The organism is Janthinobacterium sp. GW460-12-1-14-LB5, assembly GCF_059423585.1.
On sequence record NZ_JBWKYD010000012.1, the window covers coordinates 173,044 to 191,236 of the forward strand.

Annotated in this window: 19 protein-coding genes; 6 read left to right on the plus strand and 13 right to left on the minus strand. The window is 62.2% G+C overall.

Annotated features, from left to right (window positions below):
* Positions 1-53: 53 nt before the first annotated feature.
* Entirely contained in the window at positions 54-590 is a 537-nt protein-coding gene (locus tag AC07X6_RS14655) for a hypothetical protein (protein WP_494791431.1), read from the plus strand.
* A 120-nt stretch (positions 591-710) separates the two neighbouring features.
* A complete protein-coding gene (locus AC07X6_RS14660) occupies positions 711-911 on the plus strand; it encodes a hypothetical protein (RefSeq protein WP_230542079.1) in 201 nt (66 codons plus the stop codon).
* Positions 912-922: 11 nt separating this feature from the next.
* On the opposite strand, the gene AC07X6_RS14665 is transcribed toward AC07X6_RS14660, so the two are convergent.
* Positions 923-1,558 carry an Hpt domain-containing protein gene (locus tag AC07X6_RS14665; RefSeq protein ID WP_494791432.1) on the minus strand — a complete coding sequence of 212 codons (636 nt, stop codon included), beginning with the start codon at positions 1,556-1,558 and terminating at the stop codon, positions 923-925.
* A gap of 108 nt (positions 1,559-1,666) precedes the next feature.
* Positions 1,667-2,620, minus strand: coding sequence for a CAP domain-containing protein (locus AC07X6_RS14670; protein ID WP_494791433.1), 954 nt, complete (start codon positions 2,618-2,620; stop codon positions 1,667-1,669).
* A gap of 255 nt (positions 2,621-2,875) precedes the next feature.
* Here AC07X6_RS14670 and pssA point away from each other — a divergent pair, with 255 nt between their 5' ends.
* Positions 2,876-3,616 carry a CDP-diacylglycerol--serine O-phosphatidyltransferase gene (gene pssA / locus AC07X6_RS14675; RefSeq protein WP_494791447.1) on the plus strand — a complete coding sequence of 247 codons (741 nt, stop codon included), beginning with the start codon at positions 2,876-2,878 and terminating at the stop codon, positions 3,614-3,616.
* Positions 3,617-3,618: 2 nt separating this feature from the next.
* On the opposite strand, the gene AC07X6_RS14680 is transcribed toward pssA, so the two are convergent.
* Together AC07X6_RS14680 and AC07X6_RS14685 are read right to left on the minus strand one after the other, a co-directional pair.
* Positions 3,619-4,545 carry an aldo/keto reductase gene (locus tag AC07X6_RS14680; protein ID WP_494791434.1) on the minus strand — a complete coding sequence of 309 codons (927 nt, stop codon included), beginning with the start codon at positions 4,543-4,545 and terminating at the stop codon, positions 3,619-3,621.
* A gap of 53 nt (positions 4,546-4,598) precedes the next feature.
* Entirely contained in the window at positions 4,599-5,162 is a 564-nt protein-coding gene (locus AC07X6_RS14685; RefSeq protein ID WP_494791435.1) for a TetR/AcrR family transcriptional regulator, read from the minus strand.
* A gap of 231 nt (positions 5,163-5,393) precedes the next feature.
* Here AC07X6_RS14685 and AC07X6_RS14690 point away from each other — a divergent pair, with 231 nt between their 5' ends.
* The 3 genes from AC07X6_RS14690 to AC07X6_RS14700 are packed head-to-tail and all read left to right on the plus strand — an operon-like array spanning position 5,394 to position 9,337.
* A complete protein-coding gene (locus tag AC07X6_RS14690; protein WP_494791436.1) occupies positions 5,394-6,086 on the plus strand; it encodes a gluconate 2-dehydrogenase subunit 3 family protein in 693 nt (230 codons plus the stop codon).
* 51 nt (positions 6,087-6,137) lie between these two features.
* Positions 6,138-7,925: a GMC family oxidoreductase gene (locus tag AC07X6_RS14695; protein ID WP_494791437.1), complete on the plus strand. Its 1,788-nt coding sequence runs from the start codon at positions 6,138-6,140 to the stop codon at positions 7,923-7,925.
* A gap of 14 nt (positions 7,926-7,939) precedes the next feature.
* Entirely contained in the window at positions 7,940-9,337 is a 1,398-nt protein-coding gene (locus AC07X6_RS14700; protein ID WP_494791438.1) for a cytochrome c, read from the plus strand.
* Between the two features lie 71 nt (positions 9,338-9,408).
* Here the strand turns inward: AC07X6_RS14700 and AC07X6_RS14705 are convergent, their stop codons facing one another.
* From AC07X6_RS14705 to AC07X6_RS14745, 9 genes are all read right to left on the minus strand, one after another.
* Positions 9,409-10,554 carry a D-alanyl-D-alanine carboxypeptidase family protein gene (locus tag AC07X6_RS14705; RefSeq protein ID WP_230542073.1) on the minus strand — a complete coding sequence of 382 codons (1,146 nt, stop codon included), beginning with the start codon at positions 10,552-10,554 and terminating at the stop codon, positions 9,409-9,411.
* Positions 10,555-10,667: 113 nt separating this feature from the next.
* Positions 10,668-11,321, minus strand: a complete 654-nt coding sequence (locus AC07X6_RS14710; RefSeq protein WP_305057616.1) for an alpha/beta hydrolase — start codon at positions 11,319-11,321, stop codon at positions 10,668-10,670.
* Between the two features lie 35 nt (positions 11,322-11,356).
* Entirely contained in the window at positions 11,357-11,674 is a 318-nt protein-coding gene (locus AC07X6_RS14715; protein ID WP_034781335.1) for a (2Fe-2S) ferredoxin domain-containing protein, read from the minus strand.
* 40 nt (positions 11,675-11,714) lie between these two features.
* On the minus strand, positions 11,715-12,902 hold the full coding sequence (locus AC07X6_RS14720; RefSeq protein ID WP_230542072.1) for a VanZ family protein: 1,188 nt from the start codon (positions 12,900-12,902) through the stop codon (positions 11,715-11,717).
* Positions 12,899-13,513, minus strand: coding sequence for an ABC-type transport auxiliary lipoprotein family protein (locus AC07X6_RS14725; protein ID WP_230542071.1), 615 nt, complete (start codon positions 13,511-13,513; stop codon positions 12,899-12,901). Before AC07X6_RS14725 ends, AC07X6_RS14720 begins: the two co-directional genes overlap by 4 nt.
* Before the next feature lie 12 nt (positions 13,514-13,525).
* The gene (locus AC07X6_RS14730; protein ID WP_494791439.1) at positions 13,526-14,485 is read right to left on the minus strand and encodes an MlaD family protein; all 960 of its coding nucleotides are present in this window, start codon (positions 14,483-14,485) and stop codon (positions 13,526-13,528) included.
* Positions 14,485-15,381: an ABC transporter ATP-binding protein gene (locus AC07X6_RS14735; RefSeq protein ID WP_230542069.1), complete on the minus strand. Its 897-nt coding sequence runs from the start codon at positions 15,379-15,381 to the stop codon at positions 14,485-14,487. The genes AC07X6_RS14730 and AC07X6_RS14735 overlap by 1 nt, the downstream gene beginning before the upstream one ends.
* Entirely contained in the window at positions 15,381-16,514 is a 1,134-nt protein-coding gene (locus tag AC07X6_RS14740) for an MlaE family ABC transporter permease (RefSeq protein WP_230542068.1), read from the minus strand. Before AC07X6_RS14740 ends, AC07X6_RS14735 begins: the two co-directional genes overlap by 1 nt.
* A 57-nt stretch (positions 16,515-16,571) precedes the next feature.
* Positions 16,572-18,080, minus strand: coding sequence for a B12-binding domain-containing radical SAM protein (locus AC07X6_RS14745; RefSeq protein WP_494791440.1), 1,509 nt, complete (start codon positions 18,078-18,080; stop codon positions 16,572-16,574).
* Positions 18,081-18,193: the final 113 nt, after the last annotated feature.

Sequence of the window (18,193 nt, forward strand, 5' to 3'; positions counted from 1 at the left end):
TTTCCAACCTGGAGTCTCTATGACATATCCTTCATTCCCGTGTAGCACCGCTATTGTTTTTTTTTGCATTGGCGCTTGTTTCTCCCATCGCGGTTTTGGCTGCCGCGCCATTGCAATTGACGATCGACACTGTGCTACCGCCTGATCCCGGTGCTGCTGGCAAACAAACGCTTGCTGGTATTGATAGCAATGATAATGGCGTGCGCGATGATGTCGAGTTGTTTCTGCTGCGGCATTTTTCGCGAGATGCCCGGCTTCTGCGGGGCATGGCAAATGTTGCCATCAGCAACCAGGCGGCTATTTTGGCAACCACATCCTGGGAATCGTCACATGCGCATTCGATGGCGATACGCAGCAGTGAATGCCTAGCTGGCCTTGGCGAGTTGGTCCCCGAGGATGAAGACAAGGTAGGTCAAGTGATGGCCTTGCTTGTCAATACACCCCAGCGCAAGGAAGCCATCCAGGCGCACGGTGCGCGTCTTGCCAATATGACTTTCGTCATGCGGCAGGAGACAGCGTGGGAGCCTTACTGCATGGAACGGGCCGATCTTGTGGGGCCGAATGTGCAAACCCAGCCTCGCCGCGAATAGCGCCATTTGCTGCCATGTATCCCGCGGGAGCGCGGTCTATTGAGCATGCTCATACCGCATCAACTTTAATGACGTAATCTTGCTGAGCGGCCTTGAAGTGCCGCTAGGAAAGGAAGCGCCATGGACAGCAAACAGCCGGATGTCGTGGAATGCGAGGATGAGGTAGTGGCGCGGCCACTGCCTGCCATGCCGGAATTGATCGCCTCCTTGCCGCCGAAAGGCGCGTGCTGGTACTGCGACAAGCCGCTCGATGCCGTGCGCCGTTTCTGTTGCAAGAGTTGTTGCGTGGCATATGCGGAAGAGGCGCAATACCACCCTTGAGTGTGTGCTTGCTAGCGGCGCCGCAGCAGCGCCGCGAGGGCGCCGTCGAAATCGAACTCGTGCGCGGCGGCCGCCACTTCCTGGTAGACGTGCACGCCCAGGCTGGCGGCCAGCAGGCTGGCCGAGTTTTCGAGGATGTCGATGGCCGCGCCGTCGCCTTCGCGCAGATGGCTGGCCAGGCGCGCCAGCAGCAGCTGGATGGCGGGCGCGGCCGGATCGGGTGCCATGTCCTGCGCCGCCATGTGGGTGGTCTCCGGCGTGCCCAGCATGCTGCTGACGGCGCCGAGCAATTGATCCTGCGCCAGTTCCAGCTGCAGTATCTGCTGGTCCAGGTCGGGCGCCTGCGCACGCAGTGCCGACTCCAGGGTTGTCGCCAGGCCATGCACGTGGCGCGCACCGATCATGCCGGCGGCGCCTTTCAGGGTATGCGCCTTCAGGCGCGCGGAGCTATAGTTGCCCGCGTCGAATTCGGCGCGGATCTGGCACGGCGTGGTGCCATGGTCATGCAGGAAGCGGCGCAGGATTTTCAGGTACAGGATGCGGTCGCCCATGATGCGGCCCAGTCCGTTCTCGACGTCGAGAATCCGGACCATGTCGGATGCCGCGACGGCGGCATCATCATCGCAAGTGGCGTGTGGTTTCAGCATGCCTGGTGTGCAGAGAGCCCCAAAACTTGTCAATTGCATTCATGCAATATCCACCATTTTACATCCAGTTGCCCTCGCTACTGCGTCCGCTTGGCAGACGCTGCCAGACTAACGCGTCGTGAAGGACCAGCTGCGCGTGACGTCCGCGCCATTGACTTTGCCGATGAAACTCACGTCATAGGTGGTGGCCGCCAGCAGCGGGGCCAGCGGGATGATGGCGGCCACCGAGCGCGAAGTATTGCTGGCATCGGTCTCCTTGCTGAGCAAGCGTACCGTCAGGTCCGTCGCTGCGCCATGCTGGCGCACGGTGAACGCCGTCACGCTGAGGGTGGCATCGAAATTCGCATGGACGCTGATGGGGTAGCCGACCACGTCCTGGTTGGGCACGGGATCGGGCTCCTCTTCATTGCTGGAAAAACTGGTGGCGACCTTGGTCTGCCCGTTGAAAGGGTAGCTGATGACCTGTCCGGCCGGCAAGCCGAGACCGTAGCGGCTATTGCCCGCCAGGTCGGTGGTGAAGTAGGCATAGCCGCTGTTGTTGACGGCCGCACCGGCGCCGCCTTCCTTGAACATCGGTTCAAAGATGAGGAAGCGGTGATACACGGCCGTGATCAGGCTTTCCGCCATGTAGAAACCGGAGTTGGTGGCCACGCCCGCGATGACTTCGCCCCAGACGGAAGTGACGGCATAGTGTGACGCGCTCAGGCGGTCATACAGCGTTTCGCCGGTAAAGCCGGGTTTGCCTTTAACTTGATTGTGCACCACCACGCTATTGATGTTCAGATAGTTGGAGTGGCCGACTGCCGCGTTGTCGATCAGACTATTGCGCACCAGCGGCGCCAGGCCGATCTGGCTGCGCCGGTAATTGATCCAGTTGAAACCATCGGTGGCGATATTGTTGCTGAGAACCGGTGCGCCCGGCTCCTGTGTCAGCTGTCCGGCCTGGGTCGAGGTGCCCGGCGAAGCATTGCCGCCGCTATCGCCGCCGCCGCAGGCGCTCAGCAGCGCTACGATCAGGAGGGTGGGGAGGCTGTGTGTCCAACGCGATAACGAGGCAATCAAGCTGACTCCTGTCTGATGGGGGGGCGCCATGCTGCCCGGTAAAACGATTCTAAGGTATTTTGATACGCAATAGAGCATCCATGAAAAGATATGCCGCGCGCTCGTGCGCAGACGGTGCCGCAGCTGCGCAGGGTAGAATGCGCATAGCGCAGCGTTTGCCGCTGCGCTGCCTCATTCCTGCTACTTTGATTGCCCATACATTTGAACACATTGCCCAAGTCGCGCCTGCAGCGCGCCAAGTATGCCTTGCCCAGCATGGTGACTTTGCTGTCGATAGCCTGCGGTTTTGCCAGCATCGTCATTTCCGTCGATAACGCTGCAGTGGGCGACGCCGATGCCTACCGCCTGGCCGCCGCGCTGCTGGTGCTGGCCGGCGTGTTCGACGCGCTCGACGGCTATGTGGCGCGCCTGACGAACACCAGTTCGCAGTTCGGCGTGCAGCTCGATTCCATCGCCGACGTGATGAATTTCGGCTGCGCCCCCGCCGTCTTGTTGTATTGCTATGGTTTTGTACTGATGGGCGTGCACGATCCGCTGCTGCTGCGCTTTGGCGGCATGGCCAGCTTCTTCTTTGTTGCCTGCGGTGCCATGCGCCTGGCGCGCTTCAATGTGAACGTGGGGCATACCGACCCCCTGTATTTCGTCGGCATGCCGATCACGGCCGGTGCCGCCTGCGTGGCGGCCGTGGTGGTGGCCTGGCCGGCGCCCATCGATTCCATGCTGCACAGCTATCTGCTGATGCTGCTGCTCGTCGGCGTGGGCAGCCTGATGGTGTCGACCTTGCGTTTCCCCAGCTCCAAGCAAAAGAAAAGCCTGGCCGCGCTGCTGGTGCTGATCGTCGCCATCGCCCTGCTGGTGTGGCTGAAGACCAGCTTCTTTGCGCTGTTCTTCGCCGTCTACATCGCCGCCACCCTGCTGCTCAACCTGGCGTGGCATCTGGGCTGGCGCGGCATTGCGCTACCGCAAGTGTTCAATGACCCGGACGAGATTGATTAATCTCAAGCCACCTCGTGCCCGCGCGCGGCGCGCAGGATGGCGAACCAGTCGCTGCGGCTGAGCGTAAACTGCGTGCCTTCCACGGCCACGCCCACGGCTTCGATGCGGCCCGTGCCCGTCAGCGGCAGCGGGCGGCAAGGCAGTTGCATGATCCAGGCAAACACCACGCTGGCAAACGGGCGCTGCAGCTGGTCGGCGATCTGCTTGATGACATTGCGCAAATTCTCCACATTCGCGTCGCCGCCCTGAAACAGGCGGCCGCCCGCCAGCGGCGACCAGATCATCGGCGCCACTTTCAGATCCTGCAAGCCGTCGAAGGTTTCGTCGAACAGGGGCGCCACGTGCAGCGGCGAAAACTCCACTTGATTTGTTACCAGCGGAAAGCGCCGGTGCAGGCACTCGAACTGGTGGCGGCTGAAGTTCGACACGCCAAAGTGCAGCACCTTGCCCGCTTGCTTGAGCTGGGTAAACGCGCCGGCGATCTCGTCGAAATCCATCAGCGGGTCGGGGCGGTGGATCAGCAGCAAGTCCAGGCGGTCCGTCTGCAGCTGGCGCAAGCTGTGTTCCACGGAACCGGTAATGTGCGCCGTGCTCGTGTCGTAATGCTGGATGGCATGGCCGGGACGGTGCGGCGACAGCAGCTTGATGCCGCACTTGCTGACCAGTTCCATCTTGTCGCGCAAGCCCGGCTGCAGGGCCAGCGCTTCGCCAAACAGGCCTTCGGCGCTGTAATCGCCATAGATATCGGCATGGTCGAAACTCGATACGCCCAGCGCCAGGCATTGCTCGATGAAGGCCAGGCGTTGCTGCGCCGACATATTCCACTCGCCGATGCGCCACATGCCGGCGACGATGCGCGACAGTTCGGGACCGTTGCCGCTTAAACGGCTGCGCGGCGCTTGCAGGCTGGCGGGAAATACATGGCTCATGGGCTGGCTTTCTGGTGGTGGCGAAGAAGGTGACGCCACGATTATATCCAGAGCTACAACATGCTGCGGATAAAGCGGCAGCACCGCTCTTGCAGGGCAAGGTCGAGCTGGCCGCCCAGCTGCATCTGGTACACGAGCGCCGATTGCAGCATGAAGGCGAACAGGCGCAGGTCGAGGTCGGCGCGCACGCCGATGTTGACCAGGCGCTGCACCACCAGGGTAATCCACGGCGCGACGATCTGCTCGCGAAAGCGCAGTTGCGCCGCCGCATCGTCGTGGATCAGCACCAATAAATCGCAGGTGAAGCGGCCGTCGGCGTTCAGGTTGTCGAAGATGCGCGCGCAGATCGCCTCGATTTCCTGGCCGTCCGGCATGTCGAGCGCGCGCTGCAGCTTTTCCGCCGTGCGCTTGACGAGCGCATCGAGCAGCATGTCTTCGCGCCGCGGCCAGCGCCGGTAGATCGTCTGGCGCCCCACGCCGGCCACGTCGGCCACCATCTGTATCGTCACCGCTTCCAGTCCATGTTGCCGGACCAGCAGGACGATGGCTTCCAGTACCGCATCTTCCACGCCCGCCTTGCGCGGGCGGCCACGCACCGCTGCCTCTTTTTTGATCACGTTAAACCTGTCTCTGAATGTTTCTTTTAATTATGGTACGATGCGCACCGTAAATGCAAAGCTACCGCTTGTCAATCACCTTGATCAATTAACCGGCAGGCGGATGCACCGCGCCGCGATACCCCAGCCATCTCTACGTGAAATCTGCCATCTGCGCGGCGCGTGTCCGCATTTTCTTTCTGACTTCCACATCCATCACTGTGGCGGCTCGTGCCGCCTGAGGAAAAACCTATGAAAATCATCGGGATTTCGCCCCATCGGCGTAACTTCCTGCGCAAGGCCGTCGGCGCCGCGCCTGCCGTGGCCTTGCTGGCCGGCGCCGGCGGCGGCCTGGCCATGGCCGTCTCCAAAGACCAGCCTGCCTACAAACCGCGCTTTTTCGACGCCACCGAATGGGCCACCCTGACGGCGCTGGTCGACCGGCTGATCCCGGCCGACGGCGAAGGGCCGGGCGCGCTGGAAGCGGGCGCGCATGAATTCATCGATGCGCAGATGAACACGCCTTACGCGTATGGCGCGCTGTGGTACATGCAGGGACCGTTCGTGCCCTCGATCGAACAGTTCGGCTACCAGTTCCACATGGCGCCGCGCGAGCTGTACCAGAGCGCCCTGGCCGGCGTGAATGCTGCCGTGCAGAAACAGTCCGGCAAGCCTTTCGTGCAATTGGCCGCGGCCGAGCGCGACGCCGTCATCACGCAATTGCAAAAGGGCACTCTGGACATCGGCGCAGTGCCATCGAAAGTCTTTTTCAACCAGTTGCTGCAAAACACGCGCGAAGGCTATTTTTGCGACCCCGTGCACGGTGGTAACAAGGACATGCTGGCCTGGAAGATGGTCGGTTTCCCCGGCGCGCGCGCCGACTACATGGATTGGGTCGAGCAGTATGGCAAGAAATACCCGCTTCCTCCTGTGTCGATTGCCTAAGCCTGTAACCGCAACGTTTTTGTAGCAGATCAAAGAAAAAGAAAAACCATCATGAGTGATATCAAACCCGATGTAAAAATGAAGCCTGTCGATGCCGTGATTGTCGGCTTCGGCTGGACCGGCGCCATCATGGCCAAGGAATTGACGGAAGCGGGCCTGAACGTGGTCGCGCTGGAACGGGGCGAATACCGCGACACCTATCCCGACGGCGCCTATCCAAAGACCCTCGACGAGCTGACCTACATCCAGCGCAGCAAGCTGTTCCAGGACATGTCGAAAAGCACGTTCACCTTCCGCCACAGCATCACGGGCGTGGCCGTGCCGTATCGCCAGATCGGCGCCTTCAAACCCGGCACGGGCGTGGGCGGCGCGGGCTTGCACTGGTCGGGCATGCACTGGCGCGTCCTGCCGGAAGAGCTGCAGATCCGCAGCCATTACGAACGCCGCTACGGCAAGAAATTCATTCCCGAAGGCATGACGATCCAGGACTTTGGCGTGACTTACGCCGAGCTGGAGCCGCACTTCGATTTCGTCGAAAAAGTCTTCGGCACCTCGGGCCAGGCGTACAAGGTCAACGGCATCGTCGTCGGCGACGGCAATGTGTTCGAGGGCGACCGCTCCGACAATTACGCGCTGGCGCCGCAAAAAGTGCCGTACACGGCAGAATTGTTCCGCCGCGCGGCCAAGGCCGTCGGCTACCACCCCTTCGTCAACGCCTCGTCGAACGCGTCCGGCCCGTACACGAACCCGTATGGCTGCCAGATGGGACCGTGCAACTTCTGCGGTTTCTGCTCCGGCTACGCCTGCTACAACTATTCCAAGGCCTCGCCCAACGTCAACATCATGCCGGCCCTGCGCATGGTGGCGAACTTTGAATTGCGCGCCAACTGCAATGTGGTGCGCATCAACCTCGACGGCAGTAAAAAACGCGCAACAGGTGTGACCTATATCAATGCGGATGGCAAGGCCGTCGAGCAGCCGGCCGACCTGGTCATCGCCAGTGCGTTTGCCTACAACAATGCGCACCTGTTTTTACTCTCCGGCATCGGCAAGCCGTACGACCCCGTCAGCAATGAAGGCGTGGTGGGGCGCAATATCGCCTACCAGATGATGTCCACCATCCAGACCTTTTTCAAGGAAGACACGAACACGAACCCCTTCATCGGCGCCGGCGGCACGGGCGTTGCGCTCGATGACTGGAATGGCGACAATTTCGACCATGGCCCGCTGGGCTTTGTCGGCGGTTCGCCCGCCTGGTGCAACCCGGCCGGCTCGAAGCCCATTTCCGGCATCGCCACGCCGGACGGCACGCCCGCCTGGGGTTCGGCCTGGAAAAAGGCCGTCAAGAAGAGCTATCTGAACACGGTCTCGTTCGACTGCCACGGCGCCAACATGACTTACCGCGACTGCTATGTCGACCTCGACCCCACCTACACGGACAAGTATGGCCAGCAATTGCTGCGCTTTACCTTCGACTGGAAGGAAAACGACATCAAGATGAGCCGTTTCGTCACCGACAAGATGATGAAGGTGGCCGAGGCCATGAATCCCGAGTCGATCAAGGTCTCCGTCAAGAGCGTGGGCGACCACCTCGACTTGCGCAACTACCAGACCACGCACTGGGCGGGCGGCACGGCCATGGGTGCGGACCGCAAGACCAGCGTCGTCAACCGCTACCTGCAGAGCTGGGACGTGCACAACGTGTTTGCCGTCGGCTCCAGCGTGTTCCCGGTCGGCATCGGCTACAACCCGACGGGCCTCGCTTGCGCGCTGACCTACTGGTCGGCCAAGGCCATCCGCGAGCAATACCTGCAAGATCCCCGTCCCCTGGTCGCTTGATAAAGAACAAGAAGATGAACAACACATTCACCCAAACAGTGGGCGCGCTGCTGCTGGCGCTCGCCGCCATCACCCCCAGTACTGCCTGGTCGGCTACCGCGACCACCCCGAACGCCCAGCTGATACGCCAGGGCGAATACCTGGCCCGCGCCGGCGATTGCATCGCCTGCCACACGGCCGGCACGCAGGGTAAACCGTTCGCGGGCGGCCTGGGCATGGAAACGCCAATCGGCAAGGTGTATTCCACCAACATCACGCCCGACAAGAAGGCCGGCATCGGCGACTGGAGCTTTGCCGATTTCGACAAGCTGATGCGCACGGGCGTGACGAAACACGGCTATACCGTGTATCCAGCCATGCCGTATCCATCGTACTCGCGCCTGAGCGAGGCGGACATGCAGGCGCTGTACGCCTATTTCATGCATGGCGTGAAGGCGGACCCGACGCCGAACAAGGCGGCCGACATCCCGTGGCCCCTGTCGATGCGCTTTCCGCTGACCATCTGGCGCTGGGCGTTTGCCCCCACGCCGCAGCCCTACAAGGTGCCAGTGACGGGCGATGCGCAATTGCTGCGCGGCGCCTACCTGGTGCAGGGCCTGGGCCACTGCGGCGCCTGCCACACGGCGCGCGGCGTGGGCATGCAGGAAAAATCGCTGACGGACGCGGACAATACCACCTTCCTGGCGGGCGGCGGCGTGATCGACGGCTGGTCCGTGCCTTCGCTGCGCAATGAACATGGCGGCGGCCTGGCGCGCTGGAGCGCGGCCGAGATCGCCGAATTCCTGAAAACGGGCCGCAACAGCCATACGGCCTCGTTCGGCGCCATGAACGACGTGGTGGCCCATTCCATGCAGCACATGACGGATGGCGACCTGGCGGCGATGGCGAAATACCTGAAGTCCCTGCCGCCATCGAATCCGGCCACGCCGGCCTTCGTGGCCGACGACAAGCTGGGCAAGCAATTGTTCAGCGGCATCGTCAACTCCCAGGGCGCGCAGCTGTACCTGGACCGCTGCGCCGGTTGCCACCGTTCCGACGGCAAGGGCTACGACAAGGCTTTCCCTGCGCTGGCCGGCAATGCCGTGCTGCAGACGAACGATCCCACCTCGGCCATCAACATCGTGCTGTCGGGCGGCGCCGTGCCGGCCACGCGCACGGCGCCGTCGGCGCTGACGATGGCGCCGTATGCCGACATTTTCAATGACGAGCAGACTGCGCAGGTGGTGACCTTCATCCAGACCAGCTGGGGCAACCGCGGCACGCCCGTGACGGCGGCGCAGGTGGCCAAGGTGCGCAAGGTGTCCGTGCCGGTGGAGCCATCGCAGACGGAAGCGACGTTTGCCGCTGGCCGCCACGGCACCTTCCCGCCCGTGGCGCGCCAGCCGCACCTGAAGGATGCGCCGCTGAAGTAGTTTGACGTAGCGCAAGACGAAAAAAATGCCCGCAGCATCTGCGGGCATTTTTTATGGGGAGTGCTGACTGCTTATTTCAACCACAGGCGCATCGAATCCCAGGCGCGGCCGAAGATCGTGGCCTGGTTGATGGTTTCCAGCGCCACGACCGGCAGTTCCAGCAGAACCTTGTCGTCGACCATCATTTTCAGCTTGCCGACCGGGGCGTTTTCAGCCAGCGGCGCGACCAGCGGGTCCTTGCGTTCCAGCACAGGTTTCATCTTGGCCGCCGTGCCTTTTGGTACGGTGACGAGCACGTCGCGGGCGAAACCGATTTTCACGGTGCCTTTCGAGCCTTTCCACACTTCCGGCGTGGCCACGGCCTGGCCCTTCGAGTACAGCTTGACCGTATCGAAGTTCTGGAAGCCCCAGTTCAGCAGCTTCTGGCTTTCCTGCGTGCGTGCCTGGTCGGACGAGGTACCCAGCATGACGGAGATCAAACGGCGCTCGCCCGTGCCGCCTGGACGGCGGGCCGAGGCGATCATGCAATAGCCGGCCGCTTCCGTGTGGCCCGTCTTCATGCCATCGACGGTTGGGTCCAGCCACAGCAGGCGGTTGCGGTTAGGCTGGGTAATCTTGTTGTAGGTAAAACTCTTGATGGAGTCGATTTTATAGAATTCAGGATAGTCGGCGATCACGCGCTGGGCCAGCACGGACAGATCTTGTGCCGTGGAAAAGTTATCCGGGCTCGGCAAGCCATGCGGATTGGCAAAACGCGTGTTTTTCATCCCCATGCGCTGGGCTTCGCGGTTCATCAGCACGACGAAGGTGCCTTCGTCGCCGGCAACGGCTTCAGCCAGCGCCACGGCGGCGTCGTTACCCGATTGAATCATCAGGCCGTGCAGCAAGTCGTCGATCGAGACGGGCGTGGCCGGGTCGATGAACATCTTCGAGCTGCTCGAATCGACTTTCCATGCGCGCACGGACACGTTTACTTTCTGATCCAGCGCCAGTTTCTTTTCGCGGATGGCGGCAAACGTCAGGTAGGCCGTCATGATCTTGGTCAGCGATGCCGGCTCGATGCGGGCGTCCGGGTCTTGCGAAGCAATGATCTGGCCACTGGTGGCGTCGAGCAGCAGCCAGGATTTGGCGGCGATGCTCGGTGCAGGAACGTGCTGGGCGTGGGCGGCGGATAGGAAAAGTACACTGGAGGCCAGTGCCGCTAAAAGTTTTTTCATGGAGGCTGGTCTGCGAAAAAGATGAAGGCTGAGGGCCACGCAGTTGCTGCGTACGTGGCCGCGTGGAAAAAACGGATCAATTATAGCCGTGGAGGCGCTAGTAAGCCCACACTTCAATGATCATCTGCTGCTATTGCGGGTTTGTCACCATGCCACAGCGCAATCACGAGGTTCTTGATGTGGTTGAGCTTGCGGTGGAAAAAGTGGTCGGCGCCGGGGATCACGATCACGGGGATGTCTTGTGGACGGGCCCAGTCGAAGACGGCGGACAGGGGAATGGTGTCGTCCAGTTCGCCGTGGATCAGGATGGTATCGGCCGGAATGTCGGCCATGGCCCACTTGCCGGCCGCGCTGCCGATCAGCGCCAGGCGCTCGGCCGGCGTGCCGGCGGCAGCCAGGCGCTCCTGCAGTTTCGATTGCACGAAGGTGCCGAACGAGAAACCGGACAAGGCCACGGGCAAGCCCGGGTACAGGCCGCGCATGTGTTCATACAGCAACTGCATGTCGTCCGTCTCGCCCACGCCATGGTCGTGCACGCCTTCGGAAGCGCCGACGCCGCGGAAGTTGATGCGCGCCACCACGTAACCGAGGGCGACAAACGCGCGCGCCAGGGTTTGCGTGACCTTGTTATCCATCGTGCCGCCATACAGCGGGTGTGGATGGGCAACGAGGGCAATGCCGCGCGGAGTGTCTGCCGGGAAATCGAGCAAGCCTTCCATGCTGCCCGCATGGCCGGCGAGGGTAAATTTTTCCGAGTTTCTGTTCATGATGCTCATACTGGTGGCTATCTCTTAAATTGGCATTAAATCTTCAGGCGCTCGACGATTTTTCCACCGACCAGGTGGGTATCGATGATTTCATCGATATCGCTGGTGTCGACATAGGTGTACCAGGTCGCTTCCGGGTAGATCACCAGCAGCGGGCCTTCCTCGCAGCGGTCCATGCAGCCGGCCTGGTTGATGCGGATCTTGCCCGCGCCATTCATGTCGAGTTCCTTGATGCGGCGCTTGCAATGCTTTTGCGCCGCTTCCGCGCCATGGTCGCCGCAACTGTTGCGGCCGTCTTCACGTTTATTCATGCAGAAAAAAACGTGGCGTTCAAAATACGGTGCGTCGCTCATACTGATCTCCTGCTGATTCATCAATGCGCCATGATAGCGCTTATGGGTGGTCTTCGCGACGCTGGCGCTGCACATCGTCCTGCCGGTTCAGGCGGTGCGAGGGCAGGCACAGGAACCACAGGGCCATGAAGGGCCACAGCAAGGCCAAGAATTGCGCCGCGCCATTAAAATTGAGGAACTTGCCTTGTACCCAGCCTTGCAAGGTTGACATGAAATACGGGTTGATCGGCGTCGTATTCACCATCACCAGGCTCAGCAGCAAGGTGGCGGCCGCGATGCGGCGCTGCGCCACGTGCGGCGCGAAGGCCAGGCCGCCCAGCATGATCAGGCCGATCAAGAAGCCGCCCTGGGCGCCCGGCGTGATCCAGACGAAGGCGTTTTCCGGCGAAAACAGCAGCGCGCTGGCCATCGAGCGCACGATCAGGGCGGCGGCGATCAGGGTCAGCATCAGGATGGCGCGCGGCGCGGCGCGGCGCAGCAGGCACAGCAAGGTCAGCACGGCGCCCGTCATGCCGCAAGCCGTGATGATGGTTTCCGAAAGCCAATATTGCTCAACAGTTAAGATCACGTCGGGACGCAGATACGCGGCCAGGTCGATCTCCATGCCCGCCAGGCGCGACAGCCAGTCCGACAGGATGGGCAGCAACTGGCCCAGGCCGAACAGGTAGCCTTGCGGATAGATCTGCGCCAGCGGCCACAGGGCGACAAGCACCAGCCCCTGGCTGGCATGCTGGGCAAACCAGCGCTGGCGCAAGCGGTACAAATGGCTATGGTCGAGCAGCTTGCGCGCCGTCAAGGCGCCGATGATGGAACCGATAAAGCAGCCGGCCGCATTCGTATAAAAGTCCAGATTCGACGATACGCGGCTGGGCAAATAGGTTTGCACGGCTTCCATGCTGCCGGAAATCAACATGCCGCACAGGCTGGCGACGATGACGGCAAAGAAACCAGTAATCCTTGGAAACAGCGAATACACGATCAGCGCACCCAGCGGGATGTAGCCGACGATATTCACGCCGACATCGAAGCCCGTCCAGTAACGGGGCATGCGCGTGTTTTCCAGGAAGGTCAGCGGCGACAGGCCATTGCTGTGCCAGCCCGTGAACGGAAACCAGCTCGCGTACACGATCAGGAAGACGTAGGCGAGCAGGGTCGCGCGCGACACGGGCGAGGAACGGACGGGCGGCAGTGGCGCCGCCGGGCTGGCGGAAGGTGCGGGCTCGGTCATTCTTTCGGGATATTCAGCGTGCCCAGCCAGGTGAGCAGGTCGGCGGCGATGGCATCCGATGCCGCCGCCAGCGCCTGCGCGCCCCCTTGCGCATCGGCGCTGCCGGCCGGACCGCTGCGGCTGAAGGTTTTCTGGTCGATCAGGCGGTGGCCGCGGAACAGCGAGGCGCGCAGCGACACATGGCCGCTGCTGTGCGTCTGCGTGTCAAACGCTTGTGAAAAATCATCGACGTCGATGCGCAGCAGCGGCATGCCGGCGGCCGCGTCCGTGGTCGACAGCACTTTCACGCCGCTCTGCGCCACGCGCGTCTTCAGGCGCTGGCTCAACAGTTGCAGCGGCGGCGTGTTCCAGCGGTTGTAGGCATACGGCCGCGATTGTTGCGCATCGGCGTACAGCAGCCGGTAATACATGCGCTGGCTGTCCAGCCACGAAGGGCCATTCGCGTCGGCGATGACCAGCACGGGCACGGCTGGCGCGGCGGCCGGTGCCGCTGCCAGCGGCGCGGCCGGGCCGAAATCATAGAACGTGGGAACGGGGCCGCGCGTGGCGCAGCCGCCCAGCAGGAAAGCGCCGGCGACGATGAGTGCGGTGAGATGGCGGGGGATGTGCATGCGGTGTTCTCCTTATTTGCCGGGCGCCGAAAAACCGGGCTCGCCCGGGCCGGGCGGGATGTCTGGGGCGCCGAACAGGATGCTCTGCGGCTGTTCATTGAGCGTGCTCATGGTGGTTTTCAGGGCGCGCATCGAGGAACGCGCCTCGCCGCTCAGCTCGATTACCTGCGGCAAGACTTCCAGCGACACGCCATTGGCCACCGTTTCCACGGAATGGCCGACCCGGTCGACCGTGCCATTGACCTTGTCGAGCACGCCACCGGGCGCCTGGATGTCGTTGCCCAGCTTTTTCCACGTGGCCGTCAAGTCCGACACGTTTTTGCTGGCCGTACTGACGGCCGTCAAGGTTTGCCGCGTTTGTTCCGTCAACTGTGGCAATTGCGTCAGGGTCGGTTCCAGCTGCTGCGGTATGGCGCCAAAGGCCTTGGCCGCCTTGCCCACTTCATTGAAGGCGCCCAGCATGGCGGCCTGGTTTTCCGGGCTGAGCAGATTATTCACCTTGTTGGTGATCTGCTCGGCCTGGTCGAGGATGCGCTTGCCGCGTTTTTCCAGCTGGTCCAGCAAGCCGGCGCGCAGGGGGATCAGCGACGGCTTGTCCTTGCTGGTGCCCAGCAATTTCGAACCCACGTGTTCATCGTCGAGCTGGATGTAGGCGATGCCCGTCACGCCCTGGTAGCCGAGGGTGGCAAAGGTGGTGTTGGTGACGGGGGTGTCGGGCGCCACGCTGATGTGCACGAGGATTTGCCCCGCCTTTTGCGTGTCGAAGTCGATGGCGTCGACCTTGCCCACTTCCAGGCCCCGGTAGCGCACGGTCGCCTGCGGGTTCAGGCCCGGCACGGACAGGGTGGTGGCGAGCAGGTAGGGCACCCGCTCCACGCGGTCGCGGTTGAACCAGACGCCGAACAGAATGGCGGCCACCAGCAGGGTCAATGTAAAAAATCCCGTCATCAGGGCATGTGATCTGTTTTCCATTACTTTTCCGCTTTCTTGTCAGTGCCGGCGTCGTCGCCTGGCTGTGCGGCCTTGGCTGCCGCCTGTTTTTCATCGAGGACGGCCAGTGCGCGCTTGCCGCGGTCGCCAAGGAAAAATTGCTTGATGAACGGGTGGTCCACTTCGATCACCTCGCGCGTGGGGCCGATGGCGATCACGTGCTTTTCCGCCAGCACGGCGATGCGCGTGGACAGGGCGAACAAGGTGTCGAGGTCATGCGTGACCATGACGACCGTCAAGCCCAGCTCGCGGTGCAGCGACTGGATCAGCGAGACAAAACTTTCCGACAAGTCCGGATCCAGGCCCGCCGTCGGTTCGTCGAGGAACAGCAGCTTCGGTTCCAGCGCCAGGGCGCGCGCCAGCGCCACGCGCTTGATCATGCCGCCAGACAAGTCCGACGGCATTTTCAGCGCATGTTCCGGACCCAGGCCCACCATGTTCATCTTTAATAATACCGCGTCGTGCACCAGCGCCTCGGGCAGCACGCGCAATTCGCGCATGGGCTGGGCCACGTTGTCGAACACGGTCAGGGCCGAATACAGGGCGCCTTGCTGGAACAGCATGCCCCAGTGGTTGCGCAACTGTTGCAGCTGGTCGGAACTTGCCTTGTTGATATCCTCGCCAAAGACTTTGACGCAGCCGCGCGCCGGATGTTCCAGGCCCAGCATCTGGCGCAGCAGCACCGTCTTGCCCGTGCCGGAGCCGCCCACGATGGAAAGGATTTCGCCCCGCTCGATTTCCAGGTTCAAGTCCTGGTGCACGACGGTGCGGCCGAACTTGGTCCACAGATTGGTGATATCCACCACGGGCGCGCTGCCGTGCAGGTTGAACTGGCCTTCCTTGCCGGTGCCGCAAGCGATATCGGTGTCGTTCGCCATCAGTAGCCCACTCCATTGAAGACGATGGCGAACACGGCGTCGGCCAGGATCACCACGGTGATGGCCGTGACGACGGCGGTGGTGGTGCCGCGCCCCAGGCTTTCCGTATTCGCCTTGATGCGCAGGCCGAAGTGGCAGGAGACGAGGGCGATCAGCATGCCGAAAATCACGCCCTTGCCCAGGCCGATCATGTAGTTGGCCAGCGGTACGGCATCGGGCAGTTTCTGGATGAAGTAGCGCGCCGACAAGTTCAATTCCACCTTGGCCGCCACCATGCCGCCGATCAGCGCGGCCGTATCCGTCCAGATGACGAGCAGGGGCATGGAAATGGCCAGGGCCAGCACTTTCGGCATGATCAGGCGAAAACCGTGCGAAATGCCCATCACCAGCATGGCGTCGAGCTCTTCCGTGACGCGCATGACGCCCAGCTGGGCCGTGATGGACGAACCGGAGCGCCCGGCCACGAGGATGGCCGCCAACAGCGGCCCCAGTTCGCGGATGACGCTCATGCCCAGCAGGTTGACCAGGTAAATGTCGCCGCCAAAGGCGCGCAGTTGCTGTGCGGAAAGATAAGACAGCACGACGCCGATCAGAAAGCCGACCAGGGCCGTGATGCCCAGCGCCTGGAAGCCCGCATGGAAGATATTGGCGGAAATTTCACGCCACGGCCCGCGCATGGGATGGCGCGCGAAGCGGCCGATATCCTGCGTCACCTGGCCGACGAGGGCGATAAAGCCCTTCAAATGTTCGAAAAACAGCAAAATGGCCATGCCCAGCTTCATCACGGGCGTGAGGCGGTTGGCGCGCGAGGGCGGCGTTTGCAGCGGTCCCGTCTCTTCGATGCGCCGGAAAAACTCTTCCAGCGATGGCGCCAGGGTCAGTTGCGCGGGGCGCTGCTTGCCCCAGGCATTCCAGAACAGCTGAGCGCCGATATGGTCCATGCTGTCGATGGCCGACAAGTCCCATTGCACCTTGGTATCGCCCTGCAAGGGCTTGAGCTGGGCCTCGATGGCCTTGATGGCATTGTCATGCGCCAGCGCGTGCACCTGCCAGGTGCCGCTGGCAGTGACGACGGCTCCCTGTTGGGAGCTGGTCTGGGAGAGGGTCAGTTTCGGCGATTGTACAGTCGGCATCGCGCCAGTTTAAGGGAGAATGGCGCAGACCGCCACCGCTGTTCAATCGCCGGCCCCTCAGGACGCCAGGTGGCGCGCCTGCCGCTGCGGCAGGGCGACGTCCGGACGCACCTTGCTTGTTTCGGCGGGTTTGGCGTGCGCGGCCGCCTGTGCGCCGCCCGCATAGTCGCTGGCCACGAGGGCGTTGGCCTCGAGCGCGCTCATGCCGCGCGTCTGCAGCCATTGCGCCACCAGCTTGGCCAGGCGCTCCATGGCGATGCGGTGGGTGGCGTCCGTGTGGGCGTACAGCCAGTTCGAAAAGTCCATGAAGTTTTCAAACGGCGCATCACCGAGCATCCATTGCACGGTATTGGCGAAGCGGCCCGAGTTGGCCACCAGGTCCCAGTAGCGGGCGAAGCGCACGAGGCGCTGCATGCTCATGAAATCGAGCTGTTTATTCGCCAGGATGGTGTAGGGCGGGTGCGGGTCGAACACCATGCCATAGTTTTCCGTATGGCGGATGATGGGCGTGCCGCGCAGCCGCTTCAAGATGCCGAACTGGATTTCATGCGGTTTCAGGGCCACCAGCTTGTTGAATCCGGCCGCAAAGCTCGCTTCATCCTCGCCCGGCAAGCCGGCGATCAAGTCCACGTGCAAGTGGGCGTTTGATTTTTCGCAAAGCCAGCGGATGTTATCGGCCGCCTTTTGATTATCCTGCTTGCGGCTGACCAGCGATTGCACGTCCGGATTGAAACTCTGGATGCCGATCTCGAACTGCAGCGCGCCGGGCGGGAACTTGCTGATGCCTTCTTTCAAGGCGTCGGGCAAGTGATCGGGCACCAGCTCGAAGTGGGCGTAGATGGGATCGTCCGGATTCGCTTCGATCTTGTCTAAAAAGAACTGCATGATCTTCAAACTGGTCTTGATGTTCAGGTTGAAGGTGCGGTCGACGAATTTGAACAGGCGGGCGCCGCGCGCATGCAGCGACTCCATCTCGGCCAGGAAGTTCTCCAGGGCGAAGGGCCAGGCCGTCTTGTCCAGCGCCGACAGGCAGAATTCGCACTTGAACGGGCAGCCGCGCGACGCTTCCACGTAAATCGTGCGGTGGCGGATATCGTCGTCTGTATACAAGGAGTAGGGCAGCTGCAGTTCCGCCAGCGGCGCCTGCACGCCCGCATGGATCTTCATCAGCGGCTTCGGGCCGTTGAGGATCTCGCCGCACAGCTTGGGGAAGGTGACGTCGCCCCAGCCCGTGATCAGGTAGTCGGCCAGTTTGACGATTTCCTGCTCGCCCGCCTCATGCGACACTTCCGGCCCGCCCAGCACGATGACGACCTCGGGCGCCACGCGCTTGAGCATGGCCACCAGTTTCGTCGTTTCCTCGACGTTCCATATGTATACGCCAAAACCGATGATGCGGGGCTTGTTGACGAGGATGCGCTCGACCAGTTCCGTGGTTTTCGTGCCGATGACGAACTCCTGCAGCCGCGTCTGCGCCTGCAGCGGGCCCATATTGGCCAGCAGATAGCGCAATCCCAGCGAGGCGTGGGTGTAGCGGGCGTTCAGGGTGGAGAGCAGGATGGTCATGGGAGCGTTTGAATCGGCGAAACCGCTATTTTACGCTGTCGCGTCAGCTGTGCGCTGCGGCCACAAACGTCATGTTACCATTTGTCAATAATTACTAACTTGTCAATGCTACG